14 protein-coding genes are annotated in these 16,995 nt (G+C 58.6%); 2 read left to right on the forward strand and 12 right to left on the reverse strand.

Annotated features, from left to right (window positions below):
* Nucleotides 1-58: 58 nt before the first annotated feature.
* Entirely contained in the window at nt 59-1,051 is a 993-nt protein-coding gene (locus J1G34_RS01355) for an amidohydrolase family protein (RefSeq protein WP_262411673.1), read from the reverse strand.
* 169 nt (nt 1,052-1,220) lie between these two features.
* Between J1G34_RS01355 and J1G34_RS01360 the strand changes: the two genes are divergently transcribed.
* Entirely contained in the window at nt 1,221-1,637 is a 417-nt protein-coding gene (locus tag J1G34_RS01360) for an OsmC family protein (protein ID WP_222993104.1), read from the forward strand.
* A gap of 190 nt (nt 1,638-1,827) precedes the next feature.
* Here the strand turns inward: J1G34_RS01360 and J1G34_RS01365 are convergent, their stop codons facing one another.
* From J1G34_RS01365 to J1G34_RS01380, 4 genes are all read right to left on the reverse strand, one after another.
* Nucleotides 1,828-2,556 carry a dienelactone hydrolase family protein gene (locus J1G34_RS01365; protein WP_065936894.1) on the reverse strand — a complete coding sequence of 243 codons (729 nt, stop codon included), beginning with the start codon at nt 2,554-2,556 and terminating at the stop codon, nt 1,828-1,830.
* Between the two features lie 66 nt (nt 2,557-2,622).
* Entirely contained in the window at nt 2,623-4,527 is a 1,905-nt protein-coding gene (htpG, locus tag J1G34_RS01370) for a molecular chaperone HtpG (protein ID WP_065894812.1), read from the reverse strand.
* A gap of 75 nt (nt 4,528-4,602) precedes the next feature.
* Entirely contained in the window at nt 4,603-5,067 is a 465-nt protein-coding gene (locus J1G34_RS01375; protein ID WP_222993105.1) for a PaaI family thioesterase, read from the reverse strand.
* Complete coding sequence (locus tag J1G34_RS01380; RefSeq protein WP_222993106.1) at nt 5,064-5,540, reverse strand: PaaI family thioesterase; 477 nt, start codon at nt 5,538-5,540, stop codon at nt 5,064-5,066. The genes J1G34_RS01375 and J1G34_RS01380 overlap by 4 nt, the downstream gene beginning before the upstream one ends.
* Nucleotides 5,541-5,696: 156 nt before the next feature.
* On the opposite strand from J1G34_RS01380, the gene J1G34_RS01385 reads away from it, so the two are divergent.
* Entirely contained in the window at nt 5,697-5,966 is a 270-nt protein-coding gene (locus J1G34_RS01385; protein ID WP_065896347.1) for a hypothetical protein, read from the forward strand.
* A gap of 83 nt (nt 5,967-6,049) precedes the next feature.
* On the opposite strand, the gene J1G34_RS01390 is transcribed toward J1G34_RS01385, so the two are convergent.
* The 7 genes from J1G34_RS01390 to J1G34_RS01420 all read right to left on the reverse strand — a co-directional run bounded on the left by J1G34_RS01390 (nt 6,050) and on the right by J1G34_RS01420 (nt 16,749).
* Nucleotides 6,050-6,790, reverse strand: coding sequence for a DUF599 domain-containing protein (locus tag J1G34_RS01390; protein ID WP_065896348.1), 741 nt, complete (start codon nt 6,788-6,790; stop codon nt 6,050-6,052).
* Nucleotides 6,791-7,107: 317 nt separating this feature from the next.
* Nucleotides 7,108-8,421: a branched-chain amino acid transport system II carrier protein gene (brnQ, locus tag J1G34_RS01395; protein ID WP_065884277.1), complete on the reverse strand. Its 1,314-nt coding sequence runs from the start codon at nt 8,419-8,421 to the stop codon at nt 7,108-7,110.
* Nucleotides 8,422-8,858: 437 nt separating this feature from the next.
* A complete protein-coding gene (gene sucD / locus J1G34_RS01400; protein WP_065884237.1) occupies nt 8,859-9,740 on the reverse strand; it encodes a succinate--CoA ligase subunit alpha in 882 nt (293 codons plus the stop codon).
* Nucleotides 9,740-10,906: an ADP-forming succinate--CoA ligase subunit beta gene (gene sucC, locus J1G34_RS01405; protein ID WP_003190011.1), complete on the reverse strand. Its 1,167-nt coding sequence runs from the start codon at nt 10,904-10,906 to the stop codon at nt 9,740-9,742. The genes sucD and sucC overlap by 1 nt, the downstream gene beginning before the upstream one ends.
* A 204-nt stretch (nt 10,907-11,110) precedes the next feature.
* Complete coding sequence (gene lpdA, locus J1G34_RS01410) at nt 11,111-12,547, reverse strand: dihydrolipoyl dehydrogenase (protein ID WP_057722679.1); 1,437 nt, start codon at nt 12,545-12,547, stop codon at nt 11,111-11,113.
* 99 nt (nt 12,548-12,646) lie between these two features.
* Complete coding sequence (gene odhB / locus J1G34_RS01415) at nt 12,647-13,873, reverse strand: 2-oxoglutarate dehydrogenase complex dihydrolipoyllysine-residue succinyltransferase (RefSeq protein ID WP_065894786.1); 1,227 nt, start codon at nt 13,871-13,873, stop codon at nt 12,647-12,649.
* A 44-nt stretch (nt 13,874-13,917) separates the two neighbouring features.
* Nucleotides 13,918-16,749, reverse strand: a complete 2,832-nt coding sequence (locus tag J1G34_RS01420) for a 2-oxoglutarate dehydrogenase E1 component (RefSeq protein WP_065894785.1) — start codon at nt 16,747-16,749, stop codon at nt 13,918-13,920.
* Nucleotides 16,750-16,995 lie beyond the last annotated feature (246 nt).

Consider the following 16,995-nt stretch of genomic DNA (forward strand, 5'->3'; position numbering starts at 1 on the left):
TTTGAAGATACCTATGCGCGATAGGATCACCTCAATTACGCAACACCAAAACCCGACCTCAATGCGCGCCCTCATTGCGGGTCGACTTGGGCAGGATGGCCAGAAAGTTATCCCGCGCGACCTTGTGGGCAACGTCTTCAGGTAATGCGTCGAGGAAAGGGTCAAAACCGCGCATTTCCTTACCCAGCTTGTTGAAACGCCCTACCACGTCAGAGCCCAGCATGAAGCGATCAGGGAAGCGCTCCACCAGTTTGACCCACTCCGGCCTGGGCTTGCCCGCGTCATCCAGCAGGTAGGGCGTGAGCACGCTCCAGGACAGGTCGATATACAGGTTGGGATAAGCCTCGAGCAGGCGGCTCAGGGTAGGCAGCAGGAAATCCATTTGCACCTGATGACGGTGAATCTCCTTGCTGGTACCGGCGTGGGCCCAGATGAAGCGTGTGTGCGGATGGTTGCGCAACGGCTGCTCGATTTCGGCCAGGTACAACGGGTTGCGCTCGCGCTTGGAGGTGATGTTGGAGTGCAGCATCACCGGCAGGTCGTTCTCCGCCGCCAAGTGATAGATGCGCGTCATGGCCTCGTTGTTGGCGCGCGGCGTATCACCCGAGGTCAGCGCGGTGAGATCGTCGTGGCGGGTAAACACTTCGCCAATGCCCTGCCACAGCCCTGGGTTGAGGTCGAGCATGCGCTGGATGTGAGCGGCAGAGTTTTTGTCGTTGGGATTGAAACCGGCCAGGAACGGATGAAAGTGCTGGCGCTGTTCCGGGGCGAGCTTATTGACCGCAGCGGCGACGATCACATCGGTGGCGCTGTACCAGTAGGCATCGGCATCGTCGCCCGCGTAATAGCGCGGGCGCTTGGGTTCGTCCTCGTGCCATTTCTTGGCCACGGGAATGCCGGAAATCATCACATGCTCGATGCGATTTTCCGTCATGGCCTTGAGCAGCTTGTCCATGCCCGCAGTTTCCTGGAAAAAGTCTACGTAATGCAGGTGGGCGTCGCTGTAGGCATAGTCGCGGGCCTGCACGGCAAGACTGCTGGCGGCGAGCATCAGGGCAAAACTCACACGGGTCCAGAGCACGGTAATACCTCGATAGGAACTGATCCGGGTAGACCCTGCCCCGCGCATCAGGGTTCAGCAAGGACAAAAACCTGGAACCCCCAGGTGCCGGCATGCTCTATTACTGCATGACCGTCATCCAAACCTTGTGAGGTTCGCCATGCCTGTTACCGTCAATACGCTGAACGCCGAAAATTTCCGTCACAGCGTCGCTATTAACAACCACGAGCTGTTTACCGACCTGCCCAAGAGCCTGGGCGGTGACGACTCCGCCCCCTCTCCTCACGACTATTTCGATGCCGCGCTGGCGTCGTGCAAAGCCTTGACCGTCAGGCTCTACGCACAGAAGAAAGACATTCCGCTCACCGGCGTAACGGTAGAAGTTACCCACGACGCCGCCGAAGAGCAAAAAGGTAAATACACGCTCAACGTCAAGTTGACCCTCAAGGGCGTGCTCACCGACGCTCAGCGTGAGGAGCTGCACCGCGTCGCCGACAAGTGCCCGGTGCACAAACTGATGACCACGGCCGAAGTCAGCATTGAGACAACACTTTCGGAAGGCGCCTTCAGCCAATAACGCGAACTTCCGGTCGAGCAGGCGCGGCAATGATGGGCGGCTGGGGATCGGCTCACTGTGCAGCGGGAGTCAGAAAGAATTGAGTTGCCTGTGAAATAGCCATCGGGGGCAAGCCCCCTCCCACATTGTGAATACATCCAAAATGTGGGAGGGGGCTTGCCCCGATGAGGCCCGAACAGGCGCTGAAGAATCAGCCCTTGAACACTTCATCCAGCAAGTTGTGCATCGACTGGAACGCCCGCGCAGCAGTCCTGGCGTCGTACATCATCTTGCCCGGCACATTGGCATGGGGGTCCGTGAAGGAATGCACGGCGCCACCGTAGCTGAGCAGCTGCCAATCCACACCTGCTGCGTTCATTTCATCTTCAAACGCCGGCAGTTGTTCTTTCGGTACCAGAGGGTCGGACGCGCCATGCAGCACCAGCACTGAACCCTTGATGTTCTTCGCATCCGCCGGGTTCGGCGTGTCGAGGGTACCGTGGAACGAGATAGCCGCTTTCACCGGCGCACCGGTACGGGCCAATTCCAGGGAGCAGCAGCCACCGAAGCAGAAACCGAAGGTCGCCAGTTTCGACGTATCCACCGCTGCCTCGGTCTGGCCTTGCAGTTGTTCAAAGGCCGCGTGCATACGCTTGTTCAACAACGCACGATCATTTTTCAACGGCATCATCGCCGCGCCAGCTTCATCGCCATTGGTCGGCCGCACCGTTTGCCCATACAAGTCGGCAATCAGCACCACGTAGCCTTTGCCGGCAACGCTCTTGGCGATTTCTTCGGCGCCCGCGCTCACGCCCATCCAGTTCGGCGCCATCAGCAGCCCCGGCAGCGGGCCCTGGTGGCTGGCATCGAACGCCAGACGACTTTCATAAGACTGGCCATCAATCTGATAGACCACGGAACGTACTGTGACTTGGCTCATCATTTTCTCCAGTTGGGAGGGATTGAACGAAAAAACCCGCCGAAGCGGGTTTTTTCTACAACGGTGTTAAACCGACAGTTCAACCAACAGCTTGTTCAGTCGGCGCACATAAGCGGCCGGGTCCTTGAGGCTGTCGCCAGCGGCCAGGGCCGCCTGGTCAAAGAGGATATGCGACAGGTCGCCAAAACGCTCCTCGCTCTGCTCACCGTCGAGTTTCTCGATCAGTGGGTGAGCCGGGTTGAATTCGAAGATCGGCTTGGAGTCCGGCACCTTCTGGCCGCTGGCTTCAAGGATCTGACGCATCTGCATGCCCAGGTCCTGTTCGCCAATGGCCAGGATCGCCGGAGAGTCGGTCAGGCGATGGGAAACCCGCACTTCGCTGACCGCCTCACCCAGGGATGCCTTGATCCGCTCAACCAGGCCTTCCTTGGACTTGGCGACTTCCTCGGCGGCTTTCTTGTCTTCCTCGGAGTCCAGGTTGCCCAGGTCCAGGTCGCCGCGTGCCACGTCCACAAAGGATTTGCCGTCGAACTCGGTGAGGTAGCTCATCAGCCACTCATCGATACGGTCGGTCAGCAGCAGGACCTCGATGCCTTTCTTGCGGAAGACTTCCAGGTGCGGGCTGTTCTTGACCTGAGCGTAGGTTTCGCCGGTGAGGTAGTAGATCTTGTCCTGACCTTCCTTGGCGCGTGCCAGGTAGTCGGCCAGCGACACAGCCTGTTCGCCGTCTTCACCTTGAGTGGAAGCAAAACGCAGCAGGCCGGCAATTTTTTCCTTGTTGGCAAAATCTTCCGCCGGGCCTTCTTTCATGACCTGGCCGAAGTTTTTCCAGAAGCCCTGGTATTTCTCAGGCTCGTTCTTCGCCAGTTTTTCCAGCATGTCGAGTACGCGCTTGGTCAGCGCCGACTTCATGGAATCGATGATCGGGTCTTTCTGCAGGATCTCCCGCGACACGTTCAGCGACAGGTCGTTGGAGTCGACCACACCCTTGATAAAGCGCAGGTACAGCGGCAGGAACGATTCTGCCTGGTCCATCACGAACACACGCTGTACGTAAAGCTTCAGGCCCTTCGGCGCTTCGCGCTGGTACAGGTCAAACGGCACACGCGCCGGCACGTAGAGCAGCGAGCTGTATTCCAGCTTGCCTTCGACCTTGTTGTGGCTCCAGCTCAGCGGGTTTTCGTAGTCGTGACCGATGTGCTTGTAGAACTCCTGGTATTCCTCGTCCTTGATCTCGGTACGCGGACGGGTCCACAGGGCACTGGCGCGGTTGACGGTTTCCCATTCCTCGGCCGGCTTCTCCTCACCTTCGCCGGCCGCCTGTTCTTTGGGCAGCTCGATCGGCAAGGCGATGTGGTCGGAGTACTTCTTGATGATGTTGCGCAGGCGCCAGCCATCGGCGAATTCGTCTTCGCCATCCTTGAGGTGCAGCACGATACGGGTGCCACGGTCAGGCTTGTCGAGGGTGGCGATTTCAAACTCGCCCTCACCTTTGGACGCCCAGTGCACGCCTTCGCTGGCGTCGAGGCCGGCACGACGGCTGAACACTTCAACCTTGTCGGCGACGATGAAAGCCGAATAGAAACCCACGCCGAATTGGCCGATCAGGTGCGAATCTTTTTTCTGGTCGCCCGACAGGTTCTTCATGAAATCTGCGGTGCCGGATTTGGCGATGGTGCCCAGGTGGGTGATCGCGTCCTCACGGCTCATGCCGATACCGTTGTCTTCGAGGGTGACGGTCTTGGCGTCTTTGTCGTAGCTCACACGGATTTTCAGTTCGGCGCCACCTTCCAGCAACTCAGGCTTGGACAGGGCTTCGAAACGTAATTTGTCGACAGCGTCAGAGGCGTTCGAGATCAATTCGCGAAGGAAAATTTCCTTGTTGGAATACAGCGAATGGATCATGAGGTGCAGCAGTTGCTTCACCTCGGTCTGGAAGCCCAGGGTTTCCTTTTGAGTTTCCACACTCATGGTCATCAAACTCCAATTGGATGGCAGTGGCCGCGCCCGAAAGGGTTGGCGGCGGGTTGTCATCAAAGTTGGGGGCTAAGACCGGGATTTCAAGAGCGGCAATTCCTCGATCTTGAAATGGGCGCGAGCGGTGGCAATCGGTTCAGTGCGGGCCGTTTGCCAGGCGGTGACCGCCACATTGGCGACACGCCTGCCCTGGCGGCACACCTGGCAGGTGGCGTAGGTGTCGCGAAACTGGCCGGCGCGCAGGTAATCCAGGGAAAAATCGATGATTTTCGGCAGGCCAGGGGCGCCGGTGAATACCAGCAAGTGCAAGGCCGCCGACAGCTCCATGAAGCCGGCGATTACCCCGCCGTGCAGCGCCGGTAATATAGGGTTACCAATATTGTCTTTGTTGGCCGGCAGGCGAAACAACAGTTCGTCCTCCGAGCGTGTGCATTCGACGCCAATCAGCTTTGCGTAGGGAACCAGATCGAGCAGTGCCGCGTAATCGCCGCGCTCAAGTGCTTGCTCCAGATGCGTCTTGAATCGATGGTTCATGCCTGCTCTCCCTTGATCGCGCCGCCCATTCCCTGGCTGCCCTTGAGATGCTTGCCCATGCGCATGAATGTGCCCACCACATGGGCAATGGGCTGCTGCGGGTCGTCCTGATAGGCAAAGCCGCGGGTGAAGATTACATCGGTGGTTACCCGGTAGCATTGGGCAAAGCCATACACCGGCTTATGCGGCTCGGCGGGATGCATGTAGTCGATGCGCAAATCCAGGGTCGGGCAGACCTCGAACTCGGGCAGTACGCACAGCGTGGCCAGGCCGCAGGCGGTGTCCATCAATGACGTCAGCGCACCACCGTGGATGATGCCGCTGCGGGGATCACCCACTATGTGCGCGCCATAGGGCAACACCAGCGTCATGCCCTCCCCCGTGGCTGCGTGGACGGTTATCCCCAGTACATGGCAGTGGCGAAGCGCCGAAACAAAGCGGGTGGCTCGGTCTAACAAGGGGGTCTGGGTCATGGTTTTTAAATTCTTATTAGTGTGGGGGAGCAGGATAGGTAATAATTTGGAAAGTTCCTGGCGAAAAAGCTTTATATATCTGTGGAACAAAAGGAACTAATGCTGGCCCCTTGAGTTCGAAAGGCCAGTAGATATCTTCAATAAGGAGAAACACCCATGCGCAACACATTAGCTATTTCCATGATGCTGGCCGCTGCCCTCGGCCTGGCTGCCTGCGACAAGAAATCCGAAGACAAAGCCCAAGACGCCGCCGCACATTCTGAGCAAGCTCAGCAAGACATGGCGAAAGCACAGGATAAAGTGAACGACGCTGCAAAAGAAAACGCTGAAGCTGCCAAAGCTCAGGCTGAATCGAATGCTGCCGCCGCTAAAGAAGCTGCACCTGCCGCACCTGCTACTACAACTGCAGACCCTGCCAAGCAGTAATTGCATGGCGTAAAGCTGTAGTGCTGTAAAAGATAGCCCGCTTATAGAGCGGGCTTTTCTTTGTCTGCTGTTTATGCAGGCTTTTAAGTCACGCTCTCTTTTGCCGGGTCCGGGGCGTGCATATTCGTCGGCGTATACACCATCACCTGCAAAACGTCGGAGTGAAACTCACGGCGGTAAAGCACCAGCACCACCCCGCTGCTCATCAACATGAACAACCAGGGGCTGACGAACCAGGCCAGCATGGTCATGCCGAAATAATACGCCCGCAAGCCGAAGTTGAACTGGTTGGCCGCCATCGAAATCACCCGCGCCGCGCGCAAGGCAAAGGCGTTGCGCTCCTGCTCCGACACATGGCGCTCACCAATCATCGGTGCCGAGCCCACCAGCACGGCGGCGAAGTTGTATTGGCGCATGCACCAGCTGAAGGTGAAGAACGCGTAGACAAACACCAGCGCCAGGCACAGCAACTTGATTTCCGACATGCCCTGGGAGGCCTGCTGTACCAAGGGGATATCCGCCAACAATGACACGGCTCGCTCCGAGGCACCCAGCACGGTCAGGATGCCGGCGAGGATAATCAACGTGCTGGAGGCGAAGAACGAGGCGTTACGCTCCAGGTTACCGATCACACTGGCATCGGCGATGCGGTTATCGCGCAGCAGCATGCGGCGCATCCAGTCTTCGCGATACAGGTGCAATACGCTGGCCAGGCAGGCCGTGTCCCGGGCCTTCCAGGTGGCGTAACGGGTATAGCCGCCCCAGCACAGAATGAACCATAGGGCGGCGAGCAGATGGGCTTGATTGGTTTGGACAAACGACATGTGGGTCCTTTTACACGGTGTTGGATAACTGAATGCTTTCAAAATGTGGGAGGGGGCTTGCCCCCGATAGCTTGCTGCTCGCCGTCTGTAGGAGCGAGCTTGCTCGCGAAAAACGTCAACGATAAAGCGTGCTTTCTGAATGAACGCGGTGGCTGTGAGTTTTTCGCGAGCAAGCTCGCTCCTACCTGACTGGCATTAGGGCCAGCCCCCTCCCACATTTTTAAGTATTTCAACTTTAGAAGGTCGTAGCCTCTCAAGCATAAAAAATGCCCCGTATCGATTGATACGGGGCATTTCGGTAATGCGTTGAACCGCTATTACGCGATGGCTTCGCTGCGCTTGCCCAACATGCGATCAACCACCACCGCCACAACCAGCACCATCACCGACGGCACCAGCCACGCCAGGCCTTGCTCGCTAAGTGGCAAATTAGCCAGCTGCGCCGGCATCCAGTCAGCCAGGCCTGCGCCCTTGAGTGCATCAATGCAGCCAAAGATAAAGGACACCAGCATCACTGGACCCACGATACGGCCCTGCTCCTGCCAGAAGTCTTTACAGAAGCTCAAAGCCACCAACACGATGCACGGCGGGTAGATCGCAGTGAGCACCGGAATGGAGAACGCGATCAGCTTGGTCAGGCCCAGGTTGGACACGAACAACGAGAACAGCGCGAGGATCACCACCAGGGTCTTGTAGGACAGCGGCAGGACTTTGCTGAAGTACTCGGCACAGGCACAGGTCAGGCCCACAGCGGTCACCAGGCACGCCAGGGAGATCAGCACAGCGAGGAAGCCGCTACCCAGGGAACCGAAGGTATGTTGCACATAGGCGTGCAATACAGCGGCACCGTTGGCCGCCCCGGCGGCGACTTCATGGCTGCCCGAACCCAGACGGAACAGGCTGACATACACCAGCGCCAGGCCCACGCCGGCAATCAGCCCGGCAATGATCGCGTAACGCGTGATCAGCTTGGGCGACTCAACGCCACGGGAGCGAATCGCGTTGACGATGACGATGCCAAATACCAGCGCGCCGAGGGTATCCATGGTCAGGTAGCCATTGATAAAGCCCTGGGAGAACGGCGCAGCGACGTATTCCGGCGTGGCGACACCGACCTCACCGGCCGGCAAGGCAAACGCGGCAACGCCGAGGATGGCCAACGCGATGATCTTCAGCGGCGCGAGAAAACGGCCGACGGTATCCAACAGTCGACCCGGATACAGGGAGACAAAGAACACCACCAGGAAGTACACCGAACTGTAGAGGAACAGCGCCAGCGGGCTTTCCCCGGTCAGCGGCGCCAGGCCCACTTCGAACGAGACGGTGGCCGTGCGCGGCGTGGCGAACAGCGGCCCTACCGCCAGGTACGCCGCAGCCGCCAGCAGGCCACCGGCGATCTTGCCGATCGGGCTGCTCAACGCATCCATACCGCCGCCGACCTTGGCCAACGCGATCACGGTGACGACCGGCAGGCCGACAGCCGTAATCAGGAACCCCAGGGCCGCCATCCACACGTGAGGCCCGGACTGCAAACCAACGATAGGCGGGAAGATGATGTTGCCGGCGCCCACGAACAGGGCAAAGGTCATAAAGCCCAACGCCAGGATATCCTGGCTTTTCAACACTTTCATTTTGAGGAAATACCACACTACTGAATCGGAATTTAGAGGGGGATTCCCTGTGGATGAGGGAAATACCGCCGGCCCTTATGGGGGCCGACCGGTCTGGCGCGCAGCTTCCTTTTGGGATACGGGCGCATAAAGAGGCGGCTAGAGTACAGAATTAGACCGACAAACGCACTGTTGCGGGGCGTACTGTCCGATAAGCGACATTCAAATGTCGCGTTTTCATACTTAATCTAGCCATACACACAAAAAAATGTGGGAGGGGGCTTGCCCCCGATAGCGGTGGTTCAGCCACGTCATCATGACCGACACCCCGCAATCGGGGGCAAGCCCCCTCCCACATTTGGATCTCTACCAACCTCAGATACGTTGCTGAGCCCAGAATGCACAAAGGCCACCCGAAGGTGGCCTTTGTGGGGTGAAGCGTCAGCTAAGCGCGAGGCTTACTTGACGGCCCAACCGGTCAGCTCGGCCAAGGCCTTGCCGATGTCTGCCAGCGAACGCACGGTTTTCACACCTGCGTCTTGCAGCGCAGCGAATTTCTCGTCTGCGGTGCCTTTGCCGCCGGAGATGATTGCGCCAGCATGGCCCATGCGCTTGCCCGCAGGGGCAGTCACACCAGCGATGTAGGAAACAACCGGCTTGGTCACGTGTGCCTTGATGTAGGCAGCAGCTTCTTCTTCAGCCGAACCGCCGATCTCACCGATCATCACGATCGCCTCGGTCTTCGGGTCTTCCTGGAACAACTTCAGGATGTCGATGAAGTTGGAGCCCGGAATCGGGTCACCGCCGATGCCGACGCAAGTCGACTGACCGAAACCGGCGTCAGTGGTCTGCTTCACAGCTTCGTAGGTCAGGGTGCCGGAACGGGAAACGATACCGACTTTACCTGGCAAGTGAATGTGACCCGGCATGATGCCGATCTTGCATTCGCCTGGGGTGATCACGCCTGGGCAGTTAGGGCCGATCAGGGTAATACCCAGTTCGTCGCACTTAACCTTGGCGTCCAGCATGTCCAGGGTAGGAATGCCTTCGGTGATGCACACGATCAGCTTGATGCCGCCGAAGGCCGCTTCCAGGATCGAGTCCTTGCAGAAAGGAGCTGGAACGTAGATCACGCTGGCGGTGGCGCCAGTGGCTTCTACTGCTTCTTTCACGGTGTTGAACACTGGCAGGCCCAGGTGCTCGGTGCCGCCTTTGCCCGGCGTTACGCCGCCAACCATCTGGGTGCCGTACTCGATGGCTTGCTGGGTGTGGAAACTACCTTGCGAACCGGTAATACCCTGGCAGATAACTTTGGTGTCTTTATTGATCAGGACGCTCATTACTTGCCCTCCGCAGCTTTGACAACTTGTTGAGCAGCGTCGGTCAGGCTGGTAGCCGCGATGATGTTCAAACCGCTTTCTGCCAGTACTTTAGCGCCCAGTTCAGCGTTGTTACCTTCAAGGCGAACAACAACCGGGATTTTAACGCCGACTTCTTTCACTGCACCGATGATGCCTTCGGCAATCATGTCGCAACGAACGATGCCGCCGAAGATGTTGACCAGTACTGCTGCGACGTTGGAGTCGGACAGGATGATCTTGAACGCTTCGGTTACGCGTTCCTTGGTAGCGCCACCGCCTACGTCGAGGAAGTTGGCTGGCTTGCCGCCATGCAGGTTGACGATGTCCATGGTACCCATGGCCAGACCGGCACCGTTGACCATGCAGCCGATGTTACCTTCCAGCGCTACGTAGTTCAGTTCGAACTTGGCAGCGTGCGCTTCGCGCGGATCGTCTTGCGACGGATCGTGGAAAGTCTTCAGCTTTGGCTGACGGTACATGGCGTTGGCGTCGATGTTGATCTTGGCGTCGAGGCAGTGCAGATCGCCGTCAGCCTTGATCACCAGCGGGTTCACTTCCAGCAGGGCCAGATCGTGATCCTGGAACAGTTTGGCCAGACCGACGAAGATCTTGGCGAACTGGGCAACTTGCTTGCCTTCCAGACCCAGCTGGAAAGCCAGCTCGCGACCCTGGAATGGCTGAGCGCCAACCAGTGGATCGATAGTGGCCTTCAGAATTTTTTCTGGGGTTTCGTGAGCGATTTTCTCGATGTCCACGCCACCTTCGGTGGACGCCATGAACACGATGCGACGGCTCGAACGGTCAACGACAGCGCCCAGGTACAGCTCTTTAGCGATATCAGTGCACGATTCAACCAGGATCTTGGTGACTGGCTGGCCATTGGCATCAGTCTGGTAAGTCACCAGACGCTTGCCCAGCCACTGCTGTGCGAAGGCCTTGGCGTCTTCTTTGCTGCGAACCAGCTTAACGCCGCCCGCTTTACCGCGACCACCGGCGTGGACCTGGGCTTTGACAACCCACTCGCTGCCGCCGATTTTGTCGCAAGCTTCTGCTGCTGCTTCCGGGGTGTCTACTGCGTAGCCCTTGGAAACTGGCAGGCCGTATTCAGCGAACAGCTGCTTACCCTGATACTCGTGAAGATTCATGCTTTTTACCGTCTTCGTTAGGTACTGCGCATTCGGCGCTGCGCTCATTATGAGTGCCGCACCACCTGTGACTGCTGCTTGCGCAACCTGCGGGGCTTATGGCCCGTAAAGCTGCACAAGGCTGCGTCCAGCGGATATTCCGCGGTGAGTCTTGCGCGCAAGCCTCACGACGGGCAACTCCGCCGTGGTTTCTTATTATCTCGCTTAGCGCTTCTTGCGGTTGGCAATGTGGATGGCGCCGCCATTCACTGCCAACGCTGCTTCGTGCAACGCTTCGGACAGGGTTGGATGGGAGAAGACCATCATGCCCAGGTCCTCGGCACTGGTGCCGAATTCCATACCGATAGCGCCTTGCTGAACCAGTTCTGCAGCGCTTGGACCAATCACGTGGACGCCCAATACGCGGTCAGTCTTGGCATCAGCGATGACTTTGACAAAACCACCGGTGTCGTTGGCTGCCATGGCACGGCCAGAAGCGGCGAACGGGAAGGTGCCGACGTTAACTTCAACGCCTTCAGCTTTCAACTGCTGTTCGTTCTTGCCGACCCATGCGATTTCCGGGTGGGTGTAGATAACCGATGGAATCAGGTCGTAGTTCATCTGGGTCTTGTGACCCTTGATGCGCTCGACCACCATGATGCCTTCTTCGGAAGCCTTGTGGGCCAGCATCATGCCACGAACCACGTCGCCGATCGCGTAAACGCCCGGTACGGTGGTTGCGCAATGATCGTCAACGTGGATGAAACCACGCTCATCGATGCTCACGCCGCTGTCGGAAGCCAGCAGGTCGGTGGTCACGGGGCGACGACCGACGGCTACGATCAGCTTGTCGAAGGTGATGGTCTGCTCGCCTTCCTTGTCGGTATAGGTCACGACAACTTCTTCGCCGTTGACCTTGGAACCGGTAACGCGCGCGCCCAGCTTGATGTCCAGACCCTGTTTGGTCAGGGTCTTGTAGGCTTCCTTGGACACGGCGGTGTCGGCGGCCAGCAGGAAGGTGTCCAGGGCTTCGAGCACGGTCACTTGCGAACCCAGGCGGGACCATACCGAACCCAGCTCCAGGCCGATGACGCCGGCGCCGATCACACCCAGGCGCTTAGGCACGGCCTGGAATTCCAGGGCGCCGGTCGAATCGACGATCACGTTCTGATCGACTGGAGCCGGTGGAATGTCGATTGGACGCGAACCGGGTGCCAGGATCACGTTTTCGGCTTCGATGACTTCAACCGAGCCGTCCGGCTTGGTGATTTCAACTTTCTTGCCGGCCAGCAGCTTGCCGTGGCCTTGCAGGGAAGTCACGCCATTGGCCTTGAACAAGGTGGCAACGCCGGAAGTCAGGCCTTTGACGATGTTGGCTTTACGGCCGACCATCGCGGGCACGTCCATGGTCACGCCGGCATGGTTGATACCGTGGATCGCGAAACCATCCTGGGCTTCGTGGAATTTCCAGGAGCTGTCCAGCAGCGCCTTGGAAGGAATGCAACCAACGTTCAGGCAGGTACCGCCCAGCGCCAGTTTGCCTTCCTTGTCGGTGTATTTTTCGATGCAAGCAGTCGAGAGGCCCAGTTGTGCAGCCTTGATGGCGGCAACATAGCCGCCAGGGCCTGCACCAATCACTACAACGTCAAATTTCTGTGTCATGAAAATAGATCCTCTATTTGCGACAAGCTTCTAGCCCCAAGCTGCAAGCCAAGCTGCTTTTTCCTACAGCTTGTAGCTCGCAACCTGGGGCTGCTTCAATCAGATATCCAGCAGCAGGCGAGCCGGGTCTTCCAGCAGGTTCTTGATGGTCACCAGGAACGTCACGGCTTCTTTACCATCGATCAGGCGGTGATCGTAAGACAGCGCCAGGTACATCATTGGGCGGATCACGACCTGGCCGTTGATGGCCATTGGACGCTGGATGATGTTGTGCATGCCCAGGATCGCGGCTTGCGGTGGGTTGACGATCGGCGTCGACATCATCGAACCGAAGGTACCACCGTTGGTGATGGTGAACGTACCGCCGGTCATCTCGTCGATGGTCAGCTTGCCGTCACGGGCTTTCTTGCCGAAGCCGGCGATGCCGCCTTCGATTTCGGCCAGGCTCATCAGCTCGGCGTTACGCAGAACCGGAACCACCAGGCCACGGTCGCTGGACACGGCAACGCCGATGTCTGCATAGCCATGGTAGACGATGTCGGCGCCATCGATGGAAGCGTTGACTGCCGGGAAGCGTTTCAGCGCTTCGGTGGCCGCCTTCACGAAGAACGACATGAAGCCCAAACGCACGCCGTTGTGGGACTTCTCAAAGAGGTCCTTGTACTTCGAACGCAGCGCCATGACTTCAGTCATGTCGACTTCGTTGAACGTGGTCAGCATCGCCATGTTCGATTGTGCTTCAACCAGGCGCTTGGCCACGGTGGCACGCACACGGGTCATCGGTACGCGCTTCTCGGTGCGGTCGCCGGCAGCGAACACAGGCGCGGCGGCAGCCGGAGCGGCGGCCTTGGCGGGTGCGGCAGCCGGAGCGTTTTTCTTCGCTTCAACCGCAGCCACCACGTCTTCCTTGGTGACACGGCCGTCTTTGCCGGTACCCTTGATGGACGCCAGGTTGATACCGTTTTCTTCAGCCAGCTGGCGAGCAGCCGGTGCAGCGATTGGATCTTCACCACCCGCAGCCGGAGCGGCGGCAGGTGCGGAAGCGGCAGCCGGTGCAGCGGCGGCGGCAGGAGCAGGAGCAGCAGCGCTGCCCTCTTCGATCGAGCCCAATACCTGGTTCGACAGGACGGTAGCGCCCTCTTCGGCCACGATTGCGCCCAGCACGCCGTCGGCTTCGGCCAGCACTTCCAGCACGACTTTGTCAGTCTCGATGTCGACGATCAGGTCGTCACGCTTGACGGCCTCGCCTGGTTTCTTGTGCCAGGTGGCAACGGTGCCATCGGCAACCGATTCCGGGAATGACGGGGCTTTGATTTCGATAGCCATTATCTGTAGGTCCTTAAAATTCGGTTTCAGTCAGCGCGAAGGCGTTAAACAGTGAAAGCAGCTTGCAGCAGTTTTTCCTGCTGCTCGGCGTGCATCGACGCATAACCACAGGCAGGTGCAGCAGACGCATCACGACCGGCATACTCCAGGCCCAGGGCCTTGTTGTGGTTGCCGATGCTGCGACGCAAGTGATGCTGGCTGCTGTACCACGCGCCCTGGTTCATCGGTTCTTCCTGACACCACACCACATTCGTGAGGTTGGTGTAAGGCGCGATGATCTCCATGAGGTCATCTTCCGGGAACGGGTAAAGCTGCTCGATACGCACGATGGCGATGTCTTCGCGGCCTTCGGCACGGCGTTTTTCCAGCAGATCGTAATAGACCTTGCCGCTGCACAGGATCAGGCGAGTGACCTTGGCGGCGTCCAGCGTATCGATTTCCGGAATAACGGTCTGGAACGAACCTTCGGCCAGATCTTCCAGGGTCGAAACGGCCAGTTTGTGACGCAACAGCGATTTCGGAGTCAGCACGACCAGCGGCTTGCGCAGCGGGCGGATGACCTGGCGACGCAGCAAGTGGTAGATCTGCGCCGGGGTCGTCGGCACGCACACCTGGATGTTGTGCTCGGCGCACAGCTGCAGGTAACGCTCCAGACGGGCCGAGGAGTGCTCGGGGCCCTGACCTTCATAACCGTGTGGCAGCAGCATGGTCAGACCGCACAGACGGCCCCACTTGTGCTCGCCGCTGGTGATGAACTGGTCGATAACCACCTGGGCACCGTTGGCGAAGTCGCCGAACTGGGCTTCCCAGATCACCAGCGCGTTAGGCGTGGTGGTGGAATAGCCGTATTCGAACGCCAGTACGGCCTCTTCGGACAGGAACGAATCGTACAGGTCGAAACGTGGCTGGCCTTCGTACAGGTTCTGCAACGGGATGTAGGTGCCCGCGTCTTTCTGGTTGTGCAATACGGCATGACGGTGCGAAAACGTACCGCGGCCGATGTCCTGGCCGGTCATGCGGATCGGGTGACCTTCGAACGCCAGGGTCGCGTACGCCATGGTTTCGGCGTAACCCCAGTTGATCGGCAGGCCGCCGGCTTGCATCTTCTGACGGTCTTCGTAGATCTTCGCAACCTGGCGCTGAACCACAAACCCTTCAGGGATTTCCAGCAACTTGGCAGACAACTCCTGCAACGTCTTCAAGTCGAAGCTGGTGTCATGGCGCGCAGTCCAGGTGTGGCCCAGGTAGGGACGCCAGTCAACGAACAGCTCTTTGTTCGGTTCCTTGACCAGGCTTTTCACCACATGCAGGCCGTTATCCAGCGCATTGCGGTATTCGTCGATCTTCGCCTGGACGCGCGCATCATCCAGCACGCCGGCCTTGGTCAGGCTTTCGGCGTACAGCTCACGGGTGGTGCGCTGCTTGGTGATCTGCTGGTACATCAACGGCTGGGTGCCGCTTGGCTCGTCCGCTTCGTTGTGACCGCGACGGCGGTAGCACACCAGGTCGATGACCACGTCACGCTTGAATTGCATGCGGTAGTCGACAGCCAGTTGGGTCACGAACAGTACGGCTTCCGGATCATCGCCATTCACGTGCAGGATCGGCGCCTGGATCATCTTGGCAACGTCGGTGGCGTACTCGGTAGAGCGCGCATCCAGCGGATTGCTGATGGTGAAGCCAACCTGGTTGTTGATGACGATATGAACCGTGCCGCCGGTCTTGAAGCCGCGGGTCTGCGACATCTGGAACGTTTCCAGCACCACGCCTTGACCGGCGAATGCCGCGTCACCGTGGATGGAAATCGGCAGGACCTTCTCGCCGGTAGCGTCGTTACGACGATCCTGGCGCGCACGCACCGACCCCTCGACCACCGGGGAAACGATTTCCAGGTGGGATGGGTTGAATGCCATGGCCAGGTGAACTTCACCGCCGGTGGTCATCACGTTGGACGAGAAGCCCTGGTGATATTTAACGTCACCGGAACCCAGCTCGACCTTCTTCTTGCCTTCGAACTCGTCGAACAACTCGCGCGGGTTCTTGCCGAAGGTGTTGACCAACACGTTCAGGCGACCACGGTGAGCCATGCCGATCACGACTTCCTTGGTGCCATAGGAACCGGAACGCTGGATCAGTTCGTCGAGCATCGGAATCAGGCTTTCGCCGCCTTCCAGGCCGAAACGCTTGGTGCCCGGGTATTTGGTACCCAGGTATTTTTCAAGACCTTCAGCGGCGGTCACGCGCTCAAGCAGATGGCTGCGCACATCGGCGGACAGGACCGGACGGCCACGCACGCCTTCCAGGCGATGCTGGAACCAATGGCGCTGCTCGGAATCGGTGATGTGCGTGAACTCAGCGCCGATGGTGCGGCAATATGTCTGCTGCAACGCTTCGTGAATTTCGCGTAGGCTCGCTTCCTCTTTGCCGATGAACAGGTCGCCGGCACGGAAGGTCGTATCAAGATCGGCATTGGTCAAGCCGTAATGATTGATCGACAGGTCAGCAGGTGCAGGACGCTGCCAGAGCCCCAGCGGGTCAAGCTGGGCCGCCTGGTGGCCGCGCATCCGGTAAGCCTGGATCAGTCGCAGTACTTCAACTTGCTTCTTCTCGTGCTCACTGCTCACGCTGCCGGCGGAAACCGGTTGGGCGCGGCGCTGGTTCTTTGCCAGCAACACGAAATGATCGCGAATCGCAGCATGCGATACATCGGTGGCAGCGTTGCCGTCTGAAGACAACGTCTGAAATTTGGTGCGCCATTCTTCTGGCACAGCGTTAGGGTCGTGCAGGTAGAGCTCATAAAGCTCTTCCACATAGGCAGCGTTACCACCTGAAAGATAGCCGCTGTTCCACATGCGCTGCATCACGCTTTCTTGCATGCTTGGTCACCCTCGATTTGGGGACACCACCGGCGAAAACACCGAGTTTGCTTGCAAAAGGCCAAGTGCAGCGACCAGAACAAGCCACTAGGATCACGCTGATAGTTCGGGTACCAACCCGAATGCCCCTGCTTGTCTCATTTCTTCAAAATAAGAGCCGCGGCTTTGTAAGTCGCTGCTCAAGTTAAAACTACGGCGCCGGTTGAAGCCTGCGCCGCAGCATTTACGGGCACAACGGTCCTGCTT

The sequence above is a fragment of the Pseudomonas sp. Wu6 genome, from assembly GCF_019891515.1.
In the GTDB taxonomy this organism is placed as follows: domain Bacteria; phylum Pseudomonadota; class Gammaproteobacteria; order Pseudomonadales; family Pseudomonadaceae; genus Aquipseudomonas; species Aquipseudomonas orientalis_A.